We start from the raw sequence: 22,149 nt of genomic DNA on the forward strand, positions 1-22,149 counted from the left end.
TCAGGCTCCCGCCGAATGCCGAAAAGCAATGACAGGAGAAGCCGATGGCTCGCTTTCCCAAACCCCCGGAAGGCAGTTGGACAGAGCACTACCCGCAGCTGGGAACGGAGCCGGTCTCCTACGAGGACTCGATCAGCCCCGAGTTCTACGAGGTCGAGCGTCAAGCCGTCTTCAAGCGGGCCTGGCTCAATGTCGGTCGCGCCGAGCAGGTTTTACGCAAAGGTAGTTACTTCACCAAAGAGCTCAAGGTGGTGAACACGTCGATCATCGTGGTGCGCACGACCTCGGGCGAGATCAAGGCGTATCACAACGTCTGCCGCCATCGTGGCAACAAGCTGGTGTGGAACGACATGCCGCTGGAGGAGACCAGCGGTGTGTGCAGGCAGTTCACCTGCAAGTACCACGCATGGCGCTACGACCTCGACGGCAACCTGACTTTCGTTCAGCAGGAGGGCGAGTTCTTCGACCTCGACAAGAGCCGCTACGGTCTGGTGCCGGTGCACTGCGAGGTGTGGGAAGGCTTCATCTTCGTCAACTTCGCCAAGCAGCCCGAGCAGTCATTGCGTGAGTTCCTCGGTCCGATGATCACCGATCTCGAGGGCTATCCGTTCGACAAGATGACCTCACGGTTCTACTACCGGTCGGAAGTCAAGGCCAACTGGAAGCTCTACATGGACGCGTTCCAGGAGTTCTATCACGCACCCGTACTGCATGCGAACCAGTCACCTACCGCGTACTCGAAGGCCGCTGCCGAGGCGGGATTTGAGGCGCCGCATTACCGCATCGAAGGGCCGCATCGGTTGGTCAGCACCTCCGGTATCCGGGCGTGGGAGATGGCCGACGAGATGCGCAAGCCGATCGAGGACATCTGCCAGAGCGGCCTGTTCGGGCCCTGGGACAAACCGGATCTGGGGGAGATGCCCGTCGGGCTCAATCCGGCCAAATGCGATCCGTGGGGGCTGGATTCCTTCCAGCTGTTCCCCAATTTCGTGATCCTGTTCTGGGGCCAGGGCTGGTATTTGACATATCACTACTGGCCCACGTCACACAACACGCACCTCTTCGAGGGCACGGTGTACTTCCCTCAGGCGAGAACGCCTCGCGAGCGCATCGCCCAGGAACTCGCTGCGGTGTCGTTCAAGGAATACGGGCTCCAGGACGCGAATACGCTGGAGGCGACGCAGAGCATGGTCGAGTCGCGGGTCATCGACGAGTTCCTGCTGTGCGATCAGGAGGTGCTGATCCGCCATCTGCACAAGGAGACCGCGGCCTGGGTCGACGACTACCAGCGCAAGACGGCGGGGGTGTGACATGACCACGGCGACAACGACGAAACTTCCGCCCGAATTCTCTGACCTGGAACAGTTTTCCGACTGGTGCCTGCCGACCGAGGCGGAGCGCTACGCCAAGCGACTGGCCAGCACCATGCAGGAGTTGCAGGCCTTCTATGACGCCATCACGGCGCGAGCAGAGGAGGCCATCGCTTATTGCGACAAGTTCTCGCTCGACGACCTGCCCGAGGACGTCCTCAACCTGATGCACCTGCTGTACTCGATGATCCAGGCGTCTTTCCCGGTCGAGTGCTGGAAGCAACCGAAGGTGCCCGACTCGGGTGCCACGACGCTGGACTGCGTGTCCGAACCCGTTCCGTGACCAGCCCGACCGTCCTGCGCGCCGCGCGCTGGGCCGATGTCAAAGCCGGCGAGGTGCGTTCGCCGGCCGTCGTGGTCGTCGAGGGCAACCGCATCTCTGCGGTGAATCCGCCTGAACTGCCGCCGAATTCGACGATCGTCGATCTGGGCGATGTCACGCTGCTGCCCGGTCTGATGGACATGGAGCTCAACCTGCTCATCGGCGGGCCCGGCGGTCCCGAGGGATTGCCCAGCCCGATGCACGGCGTACAAGACGATCCGGCGTATCGCACCCTGCGCGGTGCGGTGAACGCCCGCACCACCCTTGAGGCCGGTTTCACCACGGTGCGCAACCTCGGCCTCATGGTCAAGACCGGCGGCTACCTGCTCGACGTCGCTCTGATGCGCGCCATCGACCAGGGCTGGCACGTCGGCCCGCGAATCTATCCGGCCGGTCACGCCGTGACGCCGTACGGCGGGCACCTCGATCCGACCGTGTTCCAGCGACTCGCACCGGGCATCATGCCGCTGTCGGTGGCCGAGGGCATCGCCAACGGCGTCGACGACGTCCGCGCCTGCGTGCGCTATCAGGTACGGCACGGTGCCAAACTCATCAAAGTGTCGGCGTCCGGCGGCGTGATGTCGCACAGCACCGCGCCCGGCGCGCAGCAGTACTCCGACGACGAGTTCGCCGCGATTGCCGACGAGGCTCACCGCGCCGGCGTACGGGTCGCCGCGCATGCGGTGGGGGACAGCGCTGTTCGCGCCTGCATCAGGGCCGGCATCGACTGCATCGAACACGGATTTCTCGCCAGCGACGAAACCATTCAGCTGATGGCCGACACTCAGACATTCCTGGTCTCGACCACCTACCTGACCCAGGCCATGGCGATCGACCGCATCGCACCGGAGCTGCGCAAGAAAGCCGAAGTGGTCTTCCCCCAGGCGCAGGCCATGCTGCCCAAGGCCATCGCGGCAGGCGTGCGCATCGCCTGTGGCACAGACGCACCCGCGATACCGCACGGACAGAACGCCAAGGAACTCTGCGCGCTGGTCGAGCGCGGTATGACGCCGATGCAGGCGATCCGGGCCGCGACGGTCACCAGCGCCGAGTTGATCGAGGCCGACGACGAATTGGGGCTTCTCGCACCGGGATACCTTGCCGACATCATCGCCGTGCCCGGCGACCCGTCCGACGACATCGCGACCACGCTGGACGTTCGGTTCGTGATGAAGGACGGTCAGATCTACAAGCACGACGGGGGCGAGGGTCGTGGCTAGGGAGACAAACCCAGAACTGGGTATGGAGCTCGGCGACAACATCCTGTGGCACCTCAAGCAGGCGTGGTATTTCTCGCTCACCGCAGTCAACGACGCGGTCAGCCAACACGGCGTCAGCACCGCGCAGATCGGTGTGCTGCGCCAGCTCACGAACGAGCCGGGGCTCTCGGGAGCTGAGCTCGCGCGTCGGCTGCTGATCACGCCGCAGGGCGTGCAACTCGCGGTGAAGGCGCTCGAGCAGCGCGGGTTCGTCGAGCGCAAACCCGATCCACAGCACGCGCGGATCTTGAAGGCCTACCTGACCGACGAGGGTCGCAGGGTTGCCACCGCGGTCGTCAGCGACGCGATCGCCGCGCATGAGGCGGTGTTCGGCGTGCTCACCCCCGAAGAGCAGCAGACGTTGCGCGACCTGTTGGCGCGCGTGGTCGAGAAGGGCACCGGGCACACGCTGGTCGACGACCACATCGGCGACTAGCGGATCAGGCTGCTGCCGAAGCCGATCTGGCTGTGAGCTATTCCTTGATACCAATCACAAGTACTTGATACTCTGGGGGTGATGTCGGAACAAGCCGTCGAATTCGCGCCACTGCGCATCAAGCGGGTGGTGCGCGAAACCAGTGACGCGGTGTCGCTGGTGCTCGACGTGCCCGCCGATTGTTCGCAGCGGTTCCGGTACAGAGCGGGCCAGTTCCTGACCCTGCGCGTGAAAGTCGCCGGGGATGACCACCGGCGCTGCTACTCGATGTCGTCGTCGCCCCACAACGGCGAAGACCTGCAGATCACCGTCAAGCGTGACCCCGGGGGGCTGGTCTCCAACTATCTCAACGACACCGCATCCGCCGGCGACGAGATTCACGCCGCGCCGCCGGAGGGCCGCTTCGTCCTGGGTGAGGCCGAGCGCGACATCGTGGCCTTCGCGGGCGGCAGCGGTATCACCCCCATCTTCTCGTTGATCGGTTTCGCGCTGGTGAGCACCGACCGGCGCGTCAAGCTGTTCTACGCCAACCGAAGCCGTGACTCGGTGATCTTCGGCGAGTCGCTGAGTGCGCTCGCCGATGCCAATTCCGACCGACTGGCGGTGACCCATCACTTCGACGAGGAGTCCGGGGTGGTCCAGCGCGCCGCGGTCGAGGCGTTCGTCGATTCCGGTCGCGACGTCGAGTACTACATCTGCGGTCCCGGACCGTTCATGGACACCGTGGAAGCGACGCTTCTCGAGGCAGGGGTTCCGCGAGACCGGTTGCACCTCGAGCGGTTCGAGGTCGCGCCGGCGCCCGTCGACGTGGTGGAAGCCACCGAGCAGACCGAGGAAGTGGTCATCGAACTGGACCGCAAGACCGTCACCGCCCCTTACCGGGCGGGAAACACGTTGCTGCAGACAGCCCGCATCGCGGGGCTGCGGGCGCCGTCGTCATGCGAAACCGGTTCGTGTGGAACATGTATGGCGCGGATCGAGTCGGGCAGCGCCCGGATGCTGAACAACGATGCGCTCGATGACGACGAAGTGGCCGAGGGATGGGTGCTGACGTGCCAGTCCCTGCCGACCAGCCGAACAGTCCACGTGATCTACGAGTAGGGGTGCGCAAGATGAGGCGGAGGCGATGACACGGGTCGCGGTGGTGACGGGCGGCGCGTCGGGCATGGGGGAGGCAACCTGCCACGAGCTCGGCAGGCGGGGACACAAGGTCGCGGTGCTCGACCTCAACGGCGATGCGGCGCACCGAGTCGCCGAAGACCTGCGCGCCCAAGGCATCCCGGCGCTCGGCGTCGCGGCCGATGTCAGAGACCGCCAGGCGGTGGAGGAGGCCTTCGCCAAGGTGCGAACCGAATTGGGACCGGTGCACATCCTGGTCACCAGCGCGGGCGCGGTGGACTTCGCGCCGTTCACCGAGATCACCGTGCAGGCCTGGCAACGGCTGGTCGATGTGAACCTCACCGGAACGTTTCACTGCTGCCAGGTGGCGGTGCCCGACATGCTCGAAGCGGGTTGGGGCCGCATCGTGATGATCTCGTCGTCGAGCGCCCAGCGCGGCTCACCCGGTATGGCCCACTACGCCGCGTCCAAGGGCGCGTTGCTGTCGCTGACCAGATCGCTTGCCCGCGAATACGGTCCGGCGGGCATCACGGTCAACAACATTCCACCGTCGGCCATCGAGACGCCGATGCAGCACCAGTCTCAGGCCGCCGGCCACCTTCCGCCCAACGAGCAGATGGCCGCAAGCGTTCCGCTCGGTCATCTCGGCACCGGCGAGGACATCGCCGCCGCCGTCGGGTTCCTGTGCTCCGAGGAGGCCGGCTTCATCACCGGCCAGACTCTGGGTGTCAACGGCGGGTCGGTGATGTGATGAGAGTTCAAACACGACAGGGAGGTTCGCATGGGGAAGTGGCCTAAGCCGGCGGAGGGCAGCTGGACCGAGCACTATCCGGACCTGGGTACCGGGCCGATCTCGTTCCGCGATTCCATCTCCCCCGAGTTCTACGAACTCGAATGTGAAGCGGTTTTCAAGCGGGCCTGGCTCAATGTCGGCCGGGTGGAGGATGTGCCGCGGGTCGGCAGCTACTTCACCAAGGAGATCGACGCCGCCCGGACGTCGGTGATCGTCGTCAAGGGCAAGGACCAGCAGATCCGCGCCTTCTACAACATCTGTCGGCACCGCGGAAACAAACTGGTGTGGAACGACTTTCCCAATGAAGAGGTCAAGGGCACCTGTCGCCAGTTCACCTGCAAGTACCACGGGTGGCGCTACGACCTCAAAGGCGATCTCACCTTCGTCCAGCAGGAGGGAGAGTTCTTCGGCCTGGACACTTCGCGGTACGGGCTGAAGCCGGTGCACTGCGACGTGTGGAACGGCTTCATCTTCATCAACTTCGACCCCGAACCGCGGTGGAGCCTGCGCGAGTTCCTCGGCCCGATGATCACCGCGCTCGATGACTACCCGTTCCACCTGATGACCGAACGCTACGAGTTCGAAGCGCACAACAACAGCAACTGGAAGATCTTCGCCGACGCGTTCCAGGAGTACTACCACGTGCCGTCGCTGCACTCGCAGCAGGTGCCCAGCGCGGTGCGGCAACCGAATGCGACGTTCGAATGCGGGCACTTCCAGATCGACGGTCCGCATCGCCTCGTGTCCACGGCGGGCACGCGCCGGTGGCTGCTCGATCCCGAGTACATGTACCCGGTCGAAAGGGTCACCCGCAGTGGGCTTGTCGGCCCATGGCGGACCCCGGAGACGCATCAGTCGGCCGGTCTGAACCCGGGCGGGATCGAACCGTGGGGCATCTCCAACTTCCAGATCTTCCCGAACCTGGAGATCCTCATCTACCACGGCTGGTACCTGCTGTACCGGTACTGGCCGACGTCGCACAACACCCACAAGTTCGAGGCGTACAACGCTTTTCATCCGGCGCGCAATGTGCGCGAGCGCATCGAACACGAGGTCGCCTCGGTCGTGCTCAAGGAGTTCGCGCTGCAGGACGCCGGGATGCTCGGCGGAACGCAGGCGGCGTTGGAGTACGACGTGGTCGACGACTTTCCGCTCAGTGATCAGGAGATCCTCGTGCGACATCTACACCACGAGGCCGTCAAGTGGGTCGAGGAGTACAAGAACGAGCGCAGTCCGGTGGGGGTGTGACCATGGCGCAGACCCGACTGCCCAGCGCATTCGCCGAGTTCGAGCCGTTTGCCGAGAAGTGGTGTCTGGCAACGGAACCGGAGCGGTGGGAAGCGCGGCTGAGCACGCCCATGCAGGAGATGCGGAAGTTCTACGACGCGTTCTCGCCCCGCTTCGAGGAGGCGATCGACTACTGCGACAAGTTTCCGCTCGACGATGTCCCCGACGATGCGCTGAACCTGTTGCATCTCATCTACTCGATGATCATGGTCTCGATGGCCGTCGAGATCTTCGGTACGCAGAAGCCCATCGACTCCGCTGACGCGGAGATGCACCGCGTCAGCGCGCCGGTGCCGTGACGACCAGGACGGGACGACCATGACTGTGCTGACGATCAACAAACTCACCGAATCTGTGGGCGCCGAGGTGCTCGGGGTGGATTCCGACGCCCTGGCAGGAGACGATGCGCTCGGCGCCGCCGTCCTCGACGCGCTGGAAGACAACGGCGTGCTCGTGTTCCCGGGTCTCGGCCTGACGCCCGAGGCGCAGGTGGCGTTCTGCCGGCGACTCGGCGACATCGACCACTCGTCCGACGGCCACCATCCGGTGGCCGGCATCTATCCGGTGACGCTGGACAAGTCGAAGAACTCGTCCGCGGCGTACCTGCGCGCCACGTTCGACTGGCACATCGACGGCTGCACGCCGACCAACGGCGAGTGCCCGCAGAAGGCGACCGTGCTTTCCGCCAAACAGGTGGCCGAGCGCGGTGGTGAGACGGAGTTCGCCAACTCGTATGCGGCGTACGAGGCGTTCAGTGACGAGGAGAAGGAACGCTTCGGAGCGCTGCGGGTGGTTCATTCGCTCGAGGCGTCGCAGCGCCGGGTCACGCCGGATCCGTCGCCGGAGCTGGTGGCCAAGTGGCGCGCGCGCCCCACCCACGAGCATCCGCTGGTGTGGACACACCGCAGCGGCCGCAAATCCTTGGTGTTGGGCGCGTCGGCGGACTACGTCGTCGGCATGGATCTCGACGAGGGCCGAGCGCTGCTTGCCGACCTGCTCGACCGTGCCACCCGGTCTGACCTGGTGTACAGCCATCGGTGGTCCGTCGGCGACACGGTCATCTGGGACAACAACGGTGTGCTGCACCGCGCGGCGCCGTACGACCCCGATTCGCCGCGCGAGATGCTGCGCACGACGGTGCTCGGTGACGAGCCGATCCAATAGCGCTGAGCAGTTGCACAGCACCGGTCGTTGACGACGGCATTGCCGTATGGAAATCTGATACCCCGATATGAGAATCACGTTCTCTCCTGCTGAGATCGTCGAAACGGAGGGCCAATGACGGAGGACCTCACCTCGGTCGACTTCTTCCGGGACGGCCGTCTGACCGACGACCCGTACCCGTTCTACGCGGCACTTCGCGACAAGTGCCCGGTCAGCCGGGAGGACCACTACGGCGTGACGATGGTGACCGGCTGGCAGGAGGCCGTCGACGTCTACAACGACGCCGAGACGTTCTCGTCGTGCATCTCGGTGACGGGCCCGTTCCCCGGCTTTCCGGTGCCGCTCGACGGCTTGCAGGACGACGACATCACGGACCTGATCAACCAGCACCGCGACGAGATCCCGTTCAGCGACCAGTTGCCGACGCTGGACCCGCCGACGCACACCAATCACCGCGCCCTGCTGATGCGGCTGATCACGCCCAAGCGCCTCAAGGAGAACGAGGACGCGATGTGGCAGCTGGCCGACGACATCCTCGACGAGTTCCTTGCGCCGGGTGAGGGCGAGTTCATCAAGGGCTTCGCCGGGCCGTTCACGTTGCGCGTCATCGCAGATCTGCTCGGCGTCCCCGACGAGGACCGCCCCGAACTGCTCGAGCGGCTCGCGCGCGGCACCCACGGCGGCGGGCTCGGCAACGCCGAGAAGACGCTCACCAAGACGCCACTGGAATACCTCTACGAGGTGTTCGCCGAGTATGTCGAGGATCGTCGTCGTGAGCCGCGTGAGGACGTGCTGACCGGGTTGGCGACGGCCACGTTCCCCGACGGGACGCTGCCCGAGGTGGGCGACGTCGTGCGGGTGGCGACCAACGTGTTCTCCGCCGGACAGGAAACCACGGTGCGGCTGTTGTCGACGGCGCTGAAGGTGATGGGCGACAACCCCGACATTCAGCGCAAGTTACGCGAGGACCGCAGCCTGCTACCGAATTTCATCGAGGAGTGCCTGCGCATCGAAAGCCCCGTCAAGGGCGACTTCCGGCTGTCGCGGGTGCCGACGAACATCGGCGAGCAGTCGCTCGGAGCAGGCTGCACAGTGATGGTGATCAACGGGGCCGCCAACCGCGACCCGCGCCGTTTCGAAGATCCCGACACCTTCGATCCCGAACGCAAGAACGCCCGTCAGCATCTGGCGTTCGGTCGCGGCATCCACAGCTGCCCGGGAGCGCCGCTGGCCCGCGCCGAAACGCGTGTCGGGCTGGAGCGATTGCTGGACCGCACGACCGACATCCGCATCAGCGAAAAGCACCACGGCCCTGCCGGTTCGCGCCGCTACTGCTACATCCCGACGTACATCCTGCGCGGTCTCACCGAGTTGCACCTGGAGTTCGATCTCGTCGACGGTGGTGCCCGATGAAGGTCACCGTCGACGAAGACCGCTGTGCGGGCCACGGCATGTGCCTGACGTTGTGCCCCGAGGTGTTCGAGATGACCGACGACGGCTGGGCGGTTGCCGATCCGGGCGACGTGCCTGTCGGGCTGGAGGACGCCGCGCGCGACGCCATCCAAAACTGTCCGGAACAAGCGATCCGCGAAATCGACTGACCACGAAGGAGTTTTCAGTGCCCAAGGCGTACATCCTCATCACCGAGGACGTGAAGGACCCAGCAGGCATGGCCGAGTACGCCAAGCTGGCCGGCAAGGCGATGGCCGGGTCCACGCTGCTGTCGTTCGACCAGAAGCCCGAGCTGCTCGAGGGCGAGTGGCACGGCACGCAGACCGTGTTGCTGGAGTTCGAGTCGGAAGAGGCGGCCCGCGAGTGGTACAACTCCGACGCCTATCAGGAGGCGGTCAAGTTGCGGCAAGCCGCCGCCGACTGCAACGGCGTCATCCTGCACGGCCTCGGCTGATCACCATCGCCCAAACCGACGTTCTGGCGGAAAAGTTGGAGTGAAAACCGCCAAAACGTCGATCTCGGCGCAGCGATGAGCGGCGGTGTTCAGCTGGGTCAGTGGGGCACCAGGGGGCCGGTCGGTGATGTCGTGGTGGCGTGCACCAGGAGTCCGGCGAGCTCGCGCGGCTTGCTCAGGAACGGCGAGTGCGACGTGTCGATCGTCAACTGCTCGACGCCGAGGCGGCGCGTCACGGTATCGGCCAGCCAGCGTGGCATCGAGCGATCCTGCAGACAGCGGATGAAGCTGCGGGCGAGTTCGGCGGCCCAGAACGAGGGCACCGACACCGGCGTCACCGTGGTGTCGCCGAACCGTTCCGGGCCGAGGCGCTCGAACGCCCACCGCGCGGTGGCCTCGTCGCAGTCGTGGTAGAAGTACTGCCACGCGCCGTCGAAATCGGCGAACCACATCGCACCGTCGTCGTCGAACTTCAGATAGCTCAACATCTCTCCGACGTCGGCATCGAACTCGCCGTCCTCAGAGTCCCGCATCGCCATCGCCTCGGGATAGGTGCGGCCCTCGCGGGGTAGCGCCGCAGCCAGGTAGATGATGTGACTGACCAGATCCGGGCGGGCGTCGGCGGCCAGGGTGGCGTCGAACCCGCCGCCGGAGTGTCCGACGAGCACGTCACCGGGTTGCATCACCGACACGATCGCGTCGCGGCGGTTGGCCAGTGTCGACTCCTGCTCCGTGCGCGCGCCGTGGCCGGGCAGGTCTACGGCCACCGCGTCGTGGCCCATGTCCTGTAACTCGGCGATGGTGCGTTCCCAGCACCAGGCGGCGTGAAAACCGCCGTGCACGAAGACGAATCGCATCAGTGCAGCACTCGCACCGGCACACTCGACCAGCCGGCGACGTTCTGGGCGGCCACCCGCCGGCACTCGTCGAAAATCACCTCATACCGTGGCATGAAGTCCAAGAGGCTCTCCAGCGCGATGGCACTTTCCATCCGGGCGAGCGCGGCGCCCAGACAACTGTGCACGCCGTAGCCGAACCCGAGGTTCTGCGCCTCGGTGCGATCCCGATCGATGTCGAACGTGTCGGCGTCGGTGAACGCCTCGGGGTCCCGGTTGGCCGAACCGGCGAGCAGGAATACCGGTTTGCCGGCCGGGATCGTCACCCCGTGCAGGTGCACCTCCCGCATGGAGCGCCGGACGTTGTACTGGTTGGGCGCCTCATAGCGCAGCAACTCTTCCACCGCGTCCGGAATCTTGCTGCGGTCATCGAGCAGCTTCTGCCACTGGTCGGGGTTGCGCGCAAACGTCACCGCGGCGTTGCCGACCAGTTTGGTGACGGTCTCAGCGCCCGCGCCACCGAGAAGTGTGGCGAAGCCGGCGATCTCGAAGTCGTCCAGCGTCTGCTTGCCGCCGTCGTCCCGCTCGATCTCGGCGGCGATCAGGCGGCTGAACATGTCGTCGCGCGGCTCGGCCCGCCGCTCCTGAATCAGCTTGTAATACAGAGCCATCGATTCCGCGACCGCCTGCAATCCCTTCTCGGACATCTCGATCTGCCCGGGTTCGCGATGCAGGGAGATGTCCACCCACTCGCGCACCTGCTGACGGTATTCCTCCGGCACCCCGAGCATCTGGGTGATCACTTCGACCGGGAACAGCGCCGAGAAGTCCTGAACCACGTCGAAGCGGTCGCGGTCGACCCGCGACAGGTACCGCTCGATGGTCTCGGTGACCATGGGTTTGAGCGCCTGGATGGCGCGCGGGGTGAACACCTTGTTGACGAGGCTGCGCATCTGCCGGTGTTCGGGCGGGTCCATGACGATGATCATCTTCGCGACCATCGGTTCATCGGACCGCACCGTCGCCAGGTCGAGGCCGTACGCCGACGAGTACGTCTGGAAGTCCTTGTACGCCGCGGCCACGTCCTCGTGCCGGGACAGTGCGTAGAAGTCGTGCTCCGCGTTGTAGTAGACCGGCGCCTCCTCACGCAGGCGGCGGTAGACCTCCCACGGTCCGTTGAAGAATTCTTCGGAGAACGGGTCAAAGACGAGTTCGGTTGCCGTCATTCGTCTTCGATCGAGATCGCCTGCCGCGGGCACTGGCGCACCGCTTCCCGGACCTGCTGCTCGTTCTCCGGCGTCACTTCTTCCTGTAGCACATGAAGGTAGTCCTGGTCATCGAGATCGAACACCTCGGGGATGATGCCCATGCACACCCCGTTGCTTTCGCAGAGCCCGAAGTCGACGACGATTTTCTGAGTCACAGAAGCGCCCTCCTCCTCACCCCAGCGGTCACTTCAACACCTTCACGGGCACGTGGTGGTACCCGGCGACGTTCTGCATGTGCACGCGTTGCAGACCGTCGAAATCGACCTCGTAGCGCGGCATGAAATCGAGCAGGTGCTCGAGCGCGATGGTGGTCTCCAACCGGGCCAGCGCGGCGCCGAGGCAACTGTGGATGCCGTAGCCCAGGCCCAGGTTCTGCGCCTGCGTGCGGTCACGGGTGATGTCGAACGTCTCGCCGTCGTCGAAGGCGCGGGGGTCGCGGTTGGCGGCCGCTTTCATCAGGAACACCGGCTTGTGCGCGGGAATCGTGCCGCTGGGCACTTCGGCCTCCCTGAGGGTATAGCGCACGTTGTACTGCACCGGGCCCACGTAGCGCAGCAACTCTTCGACGGCAGCAGGTACCAGGCTGCGGTCGTCGAGCAGCATCTGCCACTGCTCGGGATGCCGCGCGAACTCGACCACCGCGCTGCCGACCAACTTGGTGACGGTTTCGGCGCCCGCGCCGCCGAGTAGTGCGACGAAGCCGGTGATCTCGATGTCGTCGAGTTTGCGCATTTCGCCGTTCTCGCCGGGAACCTCCGCGGCGATCAGGCGGCTGATCATGTCGTCCTGGGGATCCTGCCGGCGCTCCTGCACGAGCCCGAAGTAGTACACCCCGGCGTCCATGTTGGCCTGCATGTTCTCTTCGGATAGATCCAGCTGCCCGGGCTTGACTTCCAGGCCCTTGTCGATCCAGTGCCGTACCTGTTGACGGAATTCCTCGGGCACCCCTGCCATCCGGGTGATCACCTCGACGGGGAACGGACCGGAGAAGTCCTGCACCACATCGAAGTTGTCGGGATCCACCTTGGACAGATAGTGCTCGACGAGTTCGACGACGGTGTCGCGCTGCGACTGGATGGCCCGAGGGGTGAACGCCTTGTTGAGCAGGCTGCGCATGAAGCGGTGTTCGGGCGGATCCATGAAGATGATGGATTTCTGGAACCCCTTGCCGGACTTGACCATGTTCAGGTGGCAGCCGCGGGTCGACGAGAACGACTCGTGGTCCTTGAGGGCCGCTGCAACGTCCGCATGCCGCGTCAGCGCGTAGAAGTCCTGCTCCTCGTCGTAGTAGATCGGCGTCTCGTCGCGCATCCGGGCGTAGATCTCATACGGGTCGTCGAAGTACTCCTGCGAATACGGGTCGAACACGAGTTTCGGCTTGGTCATGATCTCCTCTTTCGCGGTGGGCTAGTAACCGCTTCCGTTACGCGAGGGCGCAATTGTGTAACGTCAATAGTATCCCCCATGGGAAGGGTTTGAGTAGGGCGAATCGCTGTCTTCATGGTCGAATTCCGGCGTTGATGACGTCGTCGAGTAAGCCGAGATCACGGCCCAGCTCAGCCGCCGTTTTGCGGACCACGTCGACGTCTTTGCCGATGAACTCGCCGACATCGGCTACGAACCCGGACACCGACCCGCGTGCGGAGATGAACTCGCCGACGCGGCTTGCCCCGCTGCCATGGGATATCGACGCGAGCAGTTCGGCCTCGTCCACCCCGAGGGAAGCGCCCAGCGTCACGGATTCGGCGAGCAAACCGATCTGCGCGGCGAACAACGCGTTGTTGATCAACTTGACGGCCTGGCCCGCGCCGAGCGCACCGACATGCAGGATCGGGTCGCCGTAGGCGCCCATCACGGATTGCACCCGGGCGACCGCCTCGTCGGAGCCGCCGACGAACAGGGTCACCTGGCCGGCGGCGATGTTGTGCGGGCCGCCGCTGACCGGGGCGTCGACGACGTCGACATCGGGGAACTGCCCGGCAATGGTCCGTGCGGTGGCGGGGCTTCCGGTCGTGTGGATCACGAGCGAGGCGCGCGGGCGCATCGCCGCCACCAACCCGTCGTGCAGGCAGATCTGTTGCACCTGCTCGTCGGTGAAAACGCACACGATCACCACGTCGGCGTCGGCGGCGTCGGTCACGGTGTCGACCGGGCGCGCGCCGAGATCGCGCACGGCAGCGCGCTTGTCGTCGGTCCGGCCAAGAGCTGCGACGTCATGACCGGTTGCGACGAGACGGCGCACCATCGGGGCGCCCATCCGGCCCGCCCCGACGAACCCGACGCGGGTCACCGCGGATGTTCCATCGACTCCAGGGCGGTGTCGGCCACGGTGAACACCGAACCCTCCGACACCGATGCGCTGGCGGCGATGTTGGCGGCATGCCGAACGTCTTTCTGCAGCAGCGCTCCTGCGATCGGGGCGAGGCCCTCCACCGTGCCGCCGAACACGGAGATGCTGCCGAGCGCTTTGCTGGTGGCCGATCCGCCGTTGAGGACCTCGGCGAGGCGCACCCTCGGGATGCCCAGCGACTCACCGAGATCCAATGTGCTCAACGCTGCGCCGAGGTTCGCGGTGAACAACAGGTTGTTGAGGATCTTGGTGACCTGTCCGCTGCCCAGCGGGCCGAGGTGGACGATCGGGTCGGCATAGGTGGCGAACACCGGGCGGCAGCGTTCGACGACCTCCTCCTCGCCGCCGACCATGACCAGCAGCTTGCCCTCCTCGACGGCGGGTGCACCGCCGCTGACCGGCGCATCGATAACCGAAACACCCTGCTCTGCAGCGGCTTTCGAGATTTCGCGGCAGGTGTCGGGATGTACGGTGCTGTGGATGGCGACTATACCGCCGGGGGCCAGGCCGGCGAGCACGCCGGACTCGCCGTTGAGCACCTCGCGGACGTCGTCGTCCCCGACCACGCAGAGGCAGACCAGATCGCTGGCGGCGCCCAGTTCCGCGGGCGAGCTCGCCGTCTTCGCGGGGGTGTCTTTGTAGGGTTCCAAGCTGGCCTCTCGGCGGGCCCACAGTGTCGTCTCGAAACCGCCTTCGGCGATCCGGCGTGCCATGGGACCGCCCTGACTGCCCAGCCCGATGAATCCGACGCGCATCAACCCGCCTCCAACTTCGTTTCTGCGCTCAAGTGCGCGACTACACATTCCTCGACGAATGACAAGACCTTCAGGTGGTATGCCGCAGCGCTGACCGACAACGACATGTTGTGTCCGGCATTGCGTTGCTCGTCGAACACGAACCTGGGTGCGGCCGTGAAGACCGCGGCGATGTCGGCCAGCGCGTCGGAATCAGTGCGCCACACCCGTTCGTGCTCGGCGACGACGAACTGTACCGGGACGCTCACCTGCGCTGCGAGCGCCGGGAAGTCCTGGCGCGGCCAGGTTTTGGTGGTCTGAGCTTCGTACTGCGCGCCACCGGAGGAGTTGGTCATGCCGGAGAGCACCTCGGGCGGATAGAGGTGCGCGGGCTGCCACAGCAGTTCACGTAACCCGACCGGTCGCCGGGTGGCCGTCGCGGTCTTCATCATCTCGGCGGCCTGATCGCTGTACCGCAGGCCGGTGCCGGCCAAGCTGAGCCCGAGAACGCCTGCGTCGACCGCGTTTTCACTTGCGGTCATCCGCACTGCCAGCTGGCAGCCGGCCGAGTGGCCGAGCAGGAACAGCCCGGCGCCGTGGGAACCGTCGGCGAGGACCTTCTCGACGGCGCCGTAGGTCAGCGCAACGCGTTGGTCCGGTTGCTGCATCGCGTCCGGATACGGCGCCGAACTGCCGTAGCCCGGTCGGTCCAGCGCGACGACGGTGAAGCCCAACGCGGCGCCGATGCGAAGCAGTGACAGCCGCGGATGGCCGGGGCAGTCGAAATACGCCGCGGTGCTGGCCCCGCCGTGGAACGCAACGATCACGGCCCTCGGTTCGTCGACGGCGGCGACGAGCCCTGACATCGGCACACCGTCGACAAGGACGACGCGGGGACGGGGAGCCGCACCGGCGGCGACATCAGAGCGCGGCCTCACACTCACGAGTCGGTCCGCATCAGGATCGCCCCGCTGGGCGTCAGCCCGCCGCTGCTGACCACGGCGACGCGCGCATCGTTGACCTGTCGGTCACCGGCGTCGCCGCGCAACTGCGTGACCGCCTCGTGGATCAGGCCCATGCCGTGGGTGCGGCCGTGGGACAACTGACCGCCGTGGGTGTTCAACGGGATCACGCCGTCGCGGGCGATCGCCTGACCGCCGTCGAGGAAGTCCTTGGCCTCTCCGATACCGCAGAAGCCGAGCGCTTCCAGCCAGGACAGACAGTTGAACGAGAAGCCGTCGTACAGCTCGGCGACGTCGACGTCCTTGGGCCGCAGTGAGGTTCGCGTCCACAGGTGCGCCGCCTGGCCGAGCACCTGGGGCTCGTGGGTGAGAGTGCTCTGGTCCCAGTCCGTGCGCTCGACGATCTGCGTCCCGACGGCTTCGAAGAGCACGGGTTTGCGCGGCATGTCCTTGGCGGCATCGACGGCCGAGACGATCACCGCGACAGCGCCGTCGCACGGCACGTCGCAGTCGTAGAGCCCGAACGGCGTGGTGATCATCCGTGCGCCCAGGTAGTCGTCCATGCTCATCGGATCGCGGTAGATGGCAGTCGGGTTCAGCGCCGCATTCGCGCGCTGGTTCAACGCGATCCAGCCGAGGGTCTCCCGCGTCGTGCCGTACCGGTCGAAGTGTCGTTGCGCGTTGAGGGCAAGCGTGTGCGCTGCCGACATCGCGCCGAACGGCATCTGCCAGCTCGACGTGCGGGCACCACCGGGAGGCGAGGCCTTGCCCTCCTTCATCAGCTGCTGGAAAGTGGCCTCCCACAACGTCCGGAAGCACAGCACGTGACGGGCCATGCCGGTGGCGATCGCCATCATCGCGGCGATGACAGAGCCGCCGGGACCGAACGTGTCCATGCCGCCGTTGATCCACGCCGGACGGATGCCCAGCGCGCCTTCGAGCGCGGAGACGCCGCCCTCGCCCATGCCCGCGATGTCCAGGCCCGGATAGGTGGAGAGCCCGTCGATGTCGTCGAAGGTCAGGCCCGCGTCCGCGACCGCCGCCTCGCACGCCTCGATGGTCAGCGACAGCGGCGGCACCATCAGCCGGCGGCCGAGCCGGGACGCGCCGATGCCGGTGATCGCGGAGTGTTCCTCGAACCGGTGTGTGGTCAGCGGGCTGCTGACGTGCTTGGCGAAATCCTGCGGCGCGATCTCGTCGTCGGGAAGGGGGCCGGTCTGCTTGTCGGCGCTTGGCCGAAACACCGGCAGGAAGACGTCTCCGGCTTGATCGGCGAGCTTCTCGAACGTGACCTCGACGAGTTGGCCGAGTTCGAGAGCGTCGGGATCGCAGTCGACGATGTTGGTGGTCAACCGAACTCGCGGGTCCTCGACTACGGCGACCTGAGCCACCACATACGGCGGCGGCAGGTCGGGGAAGCCGAACCGATGATTGACCGTGAAAGCGGACAGCGTGGCCCTGCCCGACACGTCGCGAACGCCCATGTTGTGGCTGCGGCAGTACCGGCACACCGGCTGCGGCGGGTGGATCAGCGCGGAGCAGTCGCGGCACTCCTGGATGCGCAGCACGTTGTCAGCGCCTGCGGTCCAGAAGAACTCGTTGAGGACCGTGAGTTCCGGCAGCGGCCGGGTCACCGAACGAATCCCGAGATCGCTTCGTTACTCTCGCCGGCCGTCGGATCGGGCTCGGGGGACTCGCGCGGTTCTTCGCGCACCGCGTTGTCATCGGACGGCCGGTGTTCACCCATGTAGATGATCGCGTGGACGGGACAGTCGAGCAGGGCCCGCATCACCGCGTCGCGGTCCTTCTCCGGCACCGTCCCGTCGCCGATCAGCGACGCGTAACCCCAGTCGTCTAGCGAGAAGTACTCCGGGGCGTGCCTGGCGCAGATGCCGAAGCCGTCGCACAGCGTTCGGTCGAGCCGAATCCTCAAGCCGTCGCTCATGATCGGGCCACCGCCTCCACTTCGTAGGGTCGGATTGCTTCGAAGGCGCCGGCACGGCAGATCTGGCAGTCGTCGGCGAGATGGCGGGCGACCGCCTGCGGGAACTGGCGCAGCAGGCTGGCGGCGATGTTGGTGGCGCCGTCGAGGGTGCCGCAGGCGCCGCGGCCGCGCAACACCACTGACCACCGTTCCAGGCGTGCGACGTCTTCGTCGGTCGCCACCCCGTCGCGTAGTGCCGAGGTGACCGCGCTCATGGCGGCGGTGCCGTTGAAGCAGCTTCCGCACTGGCCGGCGTTCTCGCGGTCGAAGTAGGCCATCACCGACGCGGCGACGGCCACCGGGCAGTCGTCGGTCAGGATGGAGATGGCCCCGCAGCCGAGGCCACTGCCCAGGCGGCGCATCGATTCGTGGTCCAGCGTCGCGTCGAGGACGTCGGTGTTGAGCAGGCCGGCGAAGTAGCCGCCCATCAACGCACCGGTGACGGCCTCTTTGTCGACACCGTGCACCTGCAGCAGCTCGGAAAACCTTGTGCCGTGCGGGATCTCGTAAAGTACGGCCGGCCGAGCACCACCGGTGATGGTGGCGAGAAAGGTTCCCGGCGACATCGGCGTGCCCACCGACCGGAACGCCTGCGCGCCGTGGGCGTGAATGAACGGCAGGTTGGCCAACGTCTCGACGTTGCTGACCATCGTCGGCAGCCCGGACACCCCCTCCTCGAAGGGCCGCGGCGGCTTGTCGGTGGGCTTGGCCTGCCCGCCGTTGATGCGCCGCACTGCCGCGGTCTCCTCACCGGCCACGTAACCCGGTTCGACGATCACGACGGTGACTTCGGTACCGCCGAACGTGTCTGGCGGAAGTTGGCTCAACGCAATGCTCACCGCGCTGGCCGCGGGGCCGTCGGAAACGTACACGTAGGCGCGCCCGGCCCCGGCGATGACGGCGGCCAAGCGTAGTCCGTCGAGCACCAGGTGCGGGCGGTGGCGCAGCAACCAGCGGTCTTTGATCGACGCCGGCTCGCCCTCTTCGCCATTTGCGACGACGACGGTGTCCGATCCGCGCTGATATGCGTCGCGCACGGAACGAAGTTTGGTGCCGATGGGAAAAGCCGCGCCGCCGCGACCCAGCAGTCCGGACAGGTCTACCTGCTCGGCCAGCGCCTCGGTGTCGGACAGCGCCTGGTACCCACCCGCCTGTGCGTAGTCGGCATAGTCCTCCGGACCCGAGCCCGCGAGGCGCAGAAGTCGTGGCGTGCAGTCAGGCCAGGCGGTGACTGCGACTTCGGTGGCGGTGGAGGTCATGAGGCGTCCTTGCAATCCGCGGATAGGCTGACGGCCATGAGGACTGCGGTGGTTCGTGTCGGCGTCGACCGCGCAGGCGAACTCGATTCTGCGCAGCTCGATGAGGGCACGGCCCGCCTGCGCGAGCTGGCTGGCGCGGCGGGCATCGAACTGATCGAGAACAAGCTGTCCGGCCTGCCTGCCCATCGCCGCGAGGTGGAACTGCTTATCGAAGGCGACGATCCCGCGACCCTCACGCGTACCGCTGTCGACTTGTGCGCTCGCGCCTTTGGCGAGTTTGGCACCACACCGGTACCCGGCGTGGTGACGTTCATCAGTCGCGGCACCGACGCCGATGCGCATGGCGTGCTCGCCGGTCTGGGGCTGGCCGGTGAGATCGAACGCGTGCCGGGCGACGACGGCTGGGACGTCGTGCACGTGACGTTGCGCAAGGCCGACCTCGAGCGCGTGCCCGAGAGCCGCGTCCACACCGCGCTCGAGGCGTCACTGAACTGCGAGGTGCGCATCCGGTCCGTATGAACCGGCGCGTGTGCCCCCGCGGGGGAGGTTCGCCTGCTCATCTAGCTGTCCAGAAACTTCAAGATCGCGGGCGCAGCCTGCACCCACGTGTCGAACATGTTGAATCGCTTCACCTTTCCGGAGGCGCGAGCTTCACCGGCGCGCTCCCAGGCGTCCTCGGGCCACGGCGGGTCGATCAGTTCGGAGCCCTTGATCAGGCAGCTCACCTCGAGCGAGGTCCGCTTCGGATGGTCGAGGTCGTTCTCACCGCCGCGGATGATCAGCGTCGGAACCTTGATGTTGTCGAACATCTCGTCCTCGACGCCGGGGATGGTCTGGCCGGGTTTGGGGACAAACGCGTTGAGCCACCGCAGCATCAGCTTGAGGAACTGATCGGGATCCTGAGCGAGGATACGCTCGCGATTTGCCGGATTTTCTTCAATGCGCTGTTTCCACTCGTCGACGGCGGCAACCGCCTTCATGCCAGCGCCACGCACCGCGAGGATGCTCGGCACGATGTAGTACGAGCCCAGCACGAAGGAGCCGTACACGCCGCCGACGATGTTCCACACCACCAGCTTTCGCACGATCTCGGGATACAGCATGGTGGTCAGCATCGAGTCGCGGGCGCCGCCAGAACCGCCGGCGATGATGCACGGGCCGATGTCGAGGCCGGTGATCAACGCGTGCAGGGTGTCGGCGCGCATGTGCGATTCGCTCTGCCCGTAGAACTGAACGTCGGACTTGCCGCAATTGGGCCGGTCCCACAGCAGCACCCGATAGCCGCCCTTGACCAGCTCCTGCGCCAACGGACGCAGTCCCTCGATGTCCTTGCTGAACCGGCCGCCCGGGGTGAGCGCGATGAAATCGCCTTCCTTACCTAGGATTTCGTAGACGACGTTGCCGCCGTTGATCTCGATGGTCTTCTCGCCGCGCTTGAGCTTGGGGCCGACAGCTTCGCTCATGCCGCGACCTCGCAGGCTCCGCCGCGGCATTCTGTGCCGATGATTCGCTCGCGAGCTTCGCTCATGCCTGCACCAGCACCTCGTTGCCGACCACCCGAACCGGGTAGGTGCGGATGCTCCATTCGGGCTTGACCGCGGTGGTGCCGGTGGCCAGTTCGAAACCCCACTGGTGCCACGGGCAGTAGATGTACTCGAGGTCGCGAACCATCACCGCGTCGCCGGGCACGCTGTCGTCGACGACGGTGCGACCGCGGGCGCGGCCCGAACACAGCGGGCCGCCCTCGTGCGGGCAGTAGTTCGCGATCGCGTAGAACGTGCCATTGACGTTGTACACGCCGACGCCGTGGCGTCCGATCGGCACCAATTTGTGCTTGCCCGGCGGGATTTCGTCGACAGTGGCCACGACGTGCTCACGCCCCTGGGCCAGCCGGGGCGTCTTCTTCTGCTCGTCCAACTCAGAACACCCGCACCTGGCCCTCGAGGGCCGGAACCGTCTCGGGAAGGTGGTACGTGGCGATGCCGTTGCGGAACATCACGGCCTCGCGGGCGTGCTCGGGCAGGTGCTTGACCAGCCAGCGCGGATCGTCGAACGTCCAATGCGGATAGTCGCTGCTGTAGAGGAGGATCTTCTCGCACTCCATCCACTCGAACGCGCGCGACAACTCCGTCTTGTCCTCGGGGTAGTCCAGCGGTTGGGTGGTGAACTTGATGTGGTCCTTGACGTATTCCGAGGGTTTGCGCTTGATGTCCAGCCACGACTTGCGGGCCTCGTAGATCGCGTCCATCCGCCACATCAGCGGCAGAATCCAGGTGAACGCGTGCTCCACCAACACGATTCGCAGTGTCGGGAACCGGTCGAACAGGCCGTCGAACACCATGCTCATCACCTGGTTCGCGGCCAGCAGCGAGTAGGTGACCATGAAATCGTGGTTGTAACTGGGGAATCCGACCGGCGGGATCGGCAGCTCCTCGTGATGGCTGCGCGACAGGTGACAGCTCACCGTGATGTCGTGCTTGGTGGCGGCCTCCCAGATCGGGTTGTACTTCGGATCACCCCACGCCGGGCGGGGTTCGGCCTTGATCAGGACCTGGCCCATGTAGGGATGTCCGGCCCAACGCTCGATCTCGCGGGCCGAATCCTCGGGCGCCTCGATCGCCACGCAGACCGATCCGCGCCAGCGCTCATGCCAGTTGTTGTGGCTGTCCAGCCAATGGTTGGCCTGCCAGTCGTTGAGCGCGACGCTCATCGCGTGGTTGACCTCCGGGAAACGCGCCGGATATGCGGCCGGCTCGAGGATCGCGATGTCGGCCCCGGCCTCCATGATCAGCTGCTTGAACGCAAGGTCGGGATCGCTGCCGGCGAAGTTGCCGTCCGACGGGAACGTGTCCACGCGCATCGCATAGGCGTGCGCGTAGTCGGGTGCGTCGTAATAGATCTGATCGCCGACCTTGCGCGTCAGGAAGTACTTGCTGCGCCATGGCTCCGGGATGTACGGCGTCAACTCACCCGCTCTCGGCGTCGGATGCACGTCGGAGTCGACGCAGCGCACCGCGACGCGCTCGGCGGCCGGTTTGCGCTCTGTCACTGTCGCGGTCATCGTGGCTCCCTGCCTATCGCTGCTTTCCCAAGCTTCCCG

General features: G+C 65.9%; 26 protein-coding genes. 13 read left to right on the forward strand and 13 right to left on the reverse strand.

The window, feature by feature from the left end:
- Positions 1 to 44 precede the first annotated feature (44 nt).
- The 12 genes from AU188_RS10070 to AU188_RS10125 all read left to right on the forward strand — a co-directional run bounded on the left by AU188_RS10070 (position 45) and on the right by AU188_RS10125 (position 9,656).
- Positions 45 to 1,310: an aromatic ring-hydroxylating oxygenase subunit alpha gene (locus AU188_RS10070; RefSeq protein WP_059163578.1), complete on the forward strand. Its 1,266-nt coding sequence runs from the start codon at positions 45 to 47 to the stop codon at positions 1,308 to 1,310.
- Between the two features lies 1 nt (position 1,311).
- Positions 1,312 to 1,653, forward strand: a complete 342-nt coding sequence (locus tag AU188_RS10075) for a hypothetical protein (RefSeq protein ID WP_059163579.1) — start codon at positions 1,312 to 1,314, stop codon at positions 1,651 to 1,653.
- Positions 1,650 to 2,912 (forward strand): metal-dependent hydrolase family protein, encoded by a 1,263-nt coding sequence (locus AU188_RS10080; RefSeq protein ID WP_059163580.1) that lies wholly within the window; start codon positions 1,650 to 1,652, stop codon positions 2,910 to 2,912. Before AU188_RS10075 ends, AU188_RS10080 begins: the two co-directional genes overlap by 4 nt.
- Positions 2,913 to 2,934: 22 nt before the next feature.
- The gene (locus tag AU188_RS10085; protein WP_059163581.1) at positions 2,935 to 3,387 is read left to right on the forward strand and encodes a MarR family winged helix-turn-helix transcriptional regulator; all 453 of its coding nucleotides are present in this window, start codon (positions 2,935 to 2,937) and stop codon (positions 3,385 to 3,387) included.
- Between the two features lie 81 nt (positions 3,388 to 3,468).
- Positions 3,469 to 4,488, forward strand: a complete 1,020-nt coding sequence (locus tag AU188_RS10090; protein WP_059163582.1) for a ferredoxin--NADP reductase — start codon at positions 3,469 to 3,471, stop codon at positions 4,486 to 4,488.
- Between the two features lie 25 nt (positions 4,489 to 4,513).
- Positions 4,514 to 5,257: an SDR family NAD(P)-dependent oxidoreductase gene (locus AU188_RS10095; RefSeq protein ID WP_059163583.1), complete on the forward strand. Its 744-nt coding sequence runs from the start codon at positions 4,514 to 4,516 to the stop codon at positions 5,255 to 5,257.
- Between the two features lie 30 nt (positions 5,258 to 5,287).
- On the forward strand, positions 5,288 to 6,547 hold the full coding sequence (locus AU188_RS10100) for an aromatic ring-hydroxylating oxygenase subunit alpha (RefSeq protein ID WP_059163584.1): 1,260 nt from the start codon (positions 5,288 to 5,290) through the stop codon (positions 6,545 to 6,547).
- Between the two features lie 2 nt (positions 6,548 to 6,549).
- A complete protein-coding gene (locus AU188_RS10105) occupies positions 6,550 to 6,885 on the forward strand; it encodes a hypothetical protein (protein WP_059163822.1) in 336 nt (111 codons plus the stop codon).
- 19 nt (positions 6,886 to 6,904) lie between these two features.
- Positions 6,905 to 7,750: a TauD/TfdA dioxygenase family protein gene (locus AU188_RS10110; RefSeq protein WP_059163585.1), complete on the forward strand. Its 846-nt coding sequence runs from the start codon at positions 6,905 to 6,907 to the stop codon at positions 7,748 to 7,750.
- A 114-nt stretch (positions 7,751 to 7,864) separates the two neighbouring features.
- Positions 7,865 to 9,163: a cytochrome P450 gene (locus AU188_RS10115; protein ID WP_059163586.1), complete on the forward strand. Its 1,299-nt coding sequence runs from the start codon at positions 7,865 to 7,867 to the stop codon at positions 9,161 to 9,163.
- Positions 9,160 to 9,351 (forward strand): ferredoxin, encoded by a 192-nt coding sequence (locus AU188_RS10120; protein WP_059101953.1) that lies wholly within the window; start codon positions 9,160 to 9,162, stop codon positions 9,349 to 9,351. Before AU188_RS10115 ends, AU188_RS10120 begins: the two co-directional genes overlap by 4 nt.
- Positions 9,352 to 9,368: 17 nt before the next feature.
- Positions 9,369 to 9,656: a DUF1330 domain-containing protein gene (locus tag AU188_RS10125; protein ID WP_059163587.1), complete on the forward strand. Its 288-nt coding sequence runs from the start codon at positions 9,369 to 9,371 to the stop codon at positions 9,654 to 9,656.
- A gap of 98 nt (positions 9,657 to 9,754) precedes the next feature.
- Here AU188_RS10125 and AU188_RS10130 read toward each other — a convergent pair whose 3' ends face one another.
- From AU188_RS10130 to AU188_RS10175, 10 genes are all read right to left on the reverse strand, one after another.
- The gene (locus AU188_RS10130) at positions 9,755 to 10,513 is read right to left on the reverse strand and encodes an alpha/beta fold hydrolase (RefSeq protein ID WP_059163588.1); all 759 of its coding nucleotides are present in this window, start codon (positions 10,511 to 10,513) and stop codon (positions 9,755 to 9,757) included.
- Positions 10,513 to 11,718 (reverse strand): cytochrome P450, encoded by a 1,206-nt coding sequence (locus AU188_RS10135; protein ID WP_059163589.1) that lies wholly within the window; start codon positions 11,716 to 11,718, stop codon positions 10,513 to 10,515. Before AU188_RS10135 ends, AU188_RS10130 begins: the two co-directional genes overlap by 1 nt.
- Positions 11,715 to 11,915 (reverse strand): ferredoxin, encoded by a 201-nt coding sequence (locus AU188_RS10140; RefSeq protein WP_059101950.1) that lies wholly within the window; start codon positions 11,913 to 11,915, stop codon positions 11,715 to 11,717. Before AU188_RS10140 ends, AU188_RS10135 begins: the two co-directional genes overlap by 4 nt.
- Before the next feature lie 28 nt (positions 11,916 to 11,943).
- Entirely contained in the window at positions 11,944 to 13,146 is a 1,203-nt protein-coding gene (locus AU188_RS10145; RefSeq protein ID WP_059163590.1) for a cytochrome P450, read from the reverse strand.
- Between the two features lie 112 nt (positions 13,147 to 13,258).
- Positions 13,259 to 14,050: an NAD(P)-dependent oxidoreductase gene (locus AU188_RS10150; protein ID WP_059163591.1), complete on the reverse strand. Its 792-nt coding sequence runs from the start codon at positions 14,048 to 14,050 to the stop codon at positions 13,259 to 13,261.
- The gene (locus AU188_RS10155) at positions 14,047 to 14,865 is read right to left on the reverse strand and encodes an NAD(P)-dependent oxidoreductase (RefSeq protein WP_059163592.1); all 819 of its coding nucleotides are present in this window, start codon (positions 14,863 to 14,865) and stop codon (positions 14,047 to 14,049) included. The genes AU188_RS10150 and AU188_RS10155 overlap by 4 nt, the downstream gene beginning before the upstream one ends.
- The gene (locus AU188_RS10160; protein WP_059163823.1) at positions 14,865 to 15,710 is read right to left on the reverse strand and encodes an alpha/beta hydrolase; all 846 of its coding nucleotides are present in this window, start codon (positions 15,708 to 15,710) and stop codon (positions 14,865 to 14,867) included. The genes AU188_RS10155 and AU188_RS10160 overlap by 1 nt, the downstream gene beginning before the upstream one ends.
- A gap of 74 nt (positions 15,711 to 15,784) precedes the next feature.
- A complete protein-coding gene (locus AU188_RS10165; protein WP_059163593.1) occupies positions 15,785 to 17,440 on the reverse strand; it encodes a thiolase C-terminal domain-containing protein in 1,656 nt (551 codons plus the stop codon).
- The gene (locus AU188_RS10170) at positions 17,437 to 17,751 is read right to left on the reverse strand and encodes a ferredoxin (protein WP_059163594.1); all 315 of its coding nucleotides are present in this window, start codon (positions 17,749 to 17,751) and stop codon (positions 17,437 to 17,439) included. Before AU188_RS10170 ends, AU188_RS10165 begins: the two co-directional genes overlap by 4 nt.
- On the reverse strand, positions 17,748 to 19,049 hold the full coding sequence (locus AU188_RS10175; protein WP_059163595.1) for an NADH-ubiquinone oxidoreductase-F iron-sulfur binding region domain-containing protein: 1,302 nt from the start codon (positions 19,047 to 19,049) through the stop codon (positions 17,748 to 17,750). The genes AU188_RS10170 and AU188_RS10175 overlap by 4 nt, the downstream gene beginning before the upstream one ends.
- A 36-nt stretch (positions 19,050 to 19,085) precedes the next feature.
- Between AU188_RS10175 and AU188_RS10180 the strand changes: the two genes are divergently transcribed.
- Positions 19,086 to 19,568: a hypothetical protein gene (locus AU188_RS10180; protein WP_059163596.1), complete on the forward strand. Its 483-nt coding sequence runs from the start codon at positions 19,086 to 19,088 to the stop codon at positions 19,566 to 19,568.
- Positions 19,569 to 19,609: 41 nt separating this feature from the next.
- On the opposite strand, the gene AU188_RS10185 is transcribed toward AU188_RS10180, so the two are convergent.
- The 3 genes from AU188_RS10185 to AU188_RS10195 form a co-directional block, all read right to left on the reverse strand.
- Complete coding sequence (locus AU188_RS10185; RefSeq protein ID WP_059163824.1) at positions 19,610 to 20,512, reverse strand: alpha/beta fold hydrolase; 903 nt, start codon at positions 20,510 to 20,512, stop codon at positions 19,610 to 19,612.
- Positions 20,513 to 20,573: 61 nt separating this feature from the next.
- Positions 20,574 to 20,966, reverse strand: a complete 393-nt coding sequence (locus AU188_RS10190; RefSeq protein ID WP_059163597.1) for a Rieske (2Fe-2S) protein — start codon at positions 20,964 to 20,966, stop codon at positions 20,574 to 20,576.
- Between the two features lies 1 nt (position 20,967).
- The gene (locus AU188_RS10195) at positions 20,968 to 22,110 is read right to left on the reverse strand and encodes an amidohydrolase family protein (RefSeq protein WP_059163598.1); all 1,143 of its coding nucleotides are present in this window, start codon (positions 22,108 to 22,110) and stop codon (positions 20,968 to 20,970) included.
- Positions 22,111 to 22,149 lie beyond the last annotated feature (39 nt).

Origin of the sequence: Mycobacterium sp. IS-3022, from assembly GCF_001500065.1 — a bacterium.
Lineage (GTDB): Bacteria > Actinomycetota > Actinomycetes > Mycobacteriales > Mycobacteriaceae > Mycobacterium.

What these genes read in the sequence shown, in the direction of transcription:
- AU188_RS10070 (WP_059163578.1), top strand. Translation starts at nt 45, where the DNA reads ATGGCTCGCTTTCCCAAACCCCCGGAAGGCAGTTGGACAGAGCACTAC.
- AU188_RS10135 (WP_059163589.1), bottom strand. Translation starts at nt 11,718, where the DNA reads ATGACGGCAACCGAACTCGTCTTTGACCCGTTCTCCGAAGAATTCTTC.
- AU188_RS10100 (WP_059163584.1), top strand. Translation starts at nt 5,288, where the DNA reads ATGGGGAAGTGGCCTAAGCCGGCGGAGGGCAGCTGGACCGAGCACTAT.
- AU188_RS10195 (WP_059163598.1), bottom strand. Translation starts at nt 22,110, where the DNA reads ATGACCGCGACAGTGACAGAGCGCAAACCGGCCGCCGAGCGCGTCGCG.
- AU188_RS10085 (WP_059163581.1), top strand. Translation starts at nt 2,935, where the DNA reads ATGGAGCTCGGCGACAACATCCTGTGGCACCTCAAGCAGGCGTGGTAT.
- AU188_RS10105 (WP_059163822.1), top strand. Translation starts at nt 6,550, where the DNA reads ATGGCGCAGACCCGACTGCCCAGCGCATTCGCCGAGTTCGAGCCGTTT.
- AU188_RS10095 (WP_059163583.1), top strand. Translation starts at nt 4,514, where the DNA reads ATGACACGGGTCGCGGTGGTGACGGGCGGCGCGTCGGGCATGGGGGAG.
- AU188_RS10110 (WP_059163585.1), top strand. Translation starts at nt 6,905, where the DNA reads ATGACTGTGCTGACGATCAACAAACTCACCGAATCTGTGGGCGCCGAG.
- AU188_RS10175 (WP_059163595.1), bottom strand. Translation starts at nt 19,049, where the DNA reads ATGACCTCCACCGCCACCGAAGTCGCAGTCACCGCCTGGCCTGACTGC.
- AU188_RS10075 (WP_059163579.1), top strand. Translation starts at nt 1,312, where the DNA reads ATGACCACGGCGACAACGACGAAACTTCCGCCCGAATTCTCTGACCTG.
- AU188_RS10185 (WP_059163824.1), bottom strand. Translation starts at nt 20,512, where the DNA reads ATGAGCGAAGCTGTCGGCCCCAAGCTCAAGCGCGGCGAGAAGACCATC.
- AU188_RS10130 (WP_059163588.1), bottom strand. Translation starts at nt 10,513, where the DNA reads ATGCGATTCGTCTTCGTGCACGGCGGTTTTCACGCCGCCTGGTGCTGG.
- AU188_RS10180 (WP_059163596.1), top strand. Translation starts at nt 19,086, where the DNA reads ATGAGGACTGCGGTGGTTCGTGTCGGCGTCGACCGCGCAGGCGAACTC.
- AU188_RS10160 (WP_059163823.1), bottom strand. Translation starts at nt 15,710, where the DNA reads ATGTCAGGGCTCGTCGCCGCCGTCGACGAACCGAGGGCCGTGATCGTT.
- AU188_RS10170 (WP_059163594.1), bottom strand. Translation starts at nt 17,751, where the DNA reads ATGAGCGACGGCTTGAGGATTCGGCTCGACCGAACGCTGTGCGACGGC.
- AU188_RS10120 (WP_059101953.1), top strand. Translation starts at nt 9,160, where the DNA reads ATGAAGGTCACCGTCGACGAAGACCGCTGTGCGGGCCACGGCATGTGC.
- AU188_RS10115 (WP_059163586.1), top strand. Translation starts at nt 7,865, where the DNA reads ATGACGGAGGACCTCACCTCGGTCGACTTCTTCCGGGACGGCCGTCTG.
- AU188_RS10090 (WP_059163582.1), top strand. Translation starts at nt 3,469, where the DNA reads ATGTCGGAACAAGCCGTCGAATTCGCGCCACTGCGCATCAAGCGGGTG.
- AU188_RS10155 (WP_059163592.1), bottom strand. Translation starts at nt 14,865, where the DNA reads ATGCGCGTCGGATTCATCGGGCTGGGCAGTCAGGGCGGTCCCATGGCA.
- AU188_RS10145 (WP_059163590.1), bottom strand. Translation starts at nt 13,146, where the DNA reads ATGACCAAGCCGAAACTCGTGTTCGACCCGTATTCGCAGGAGTACTTC.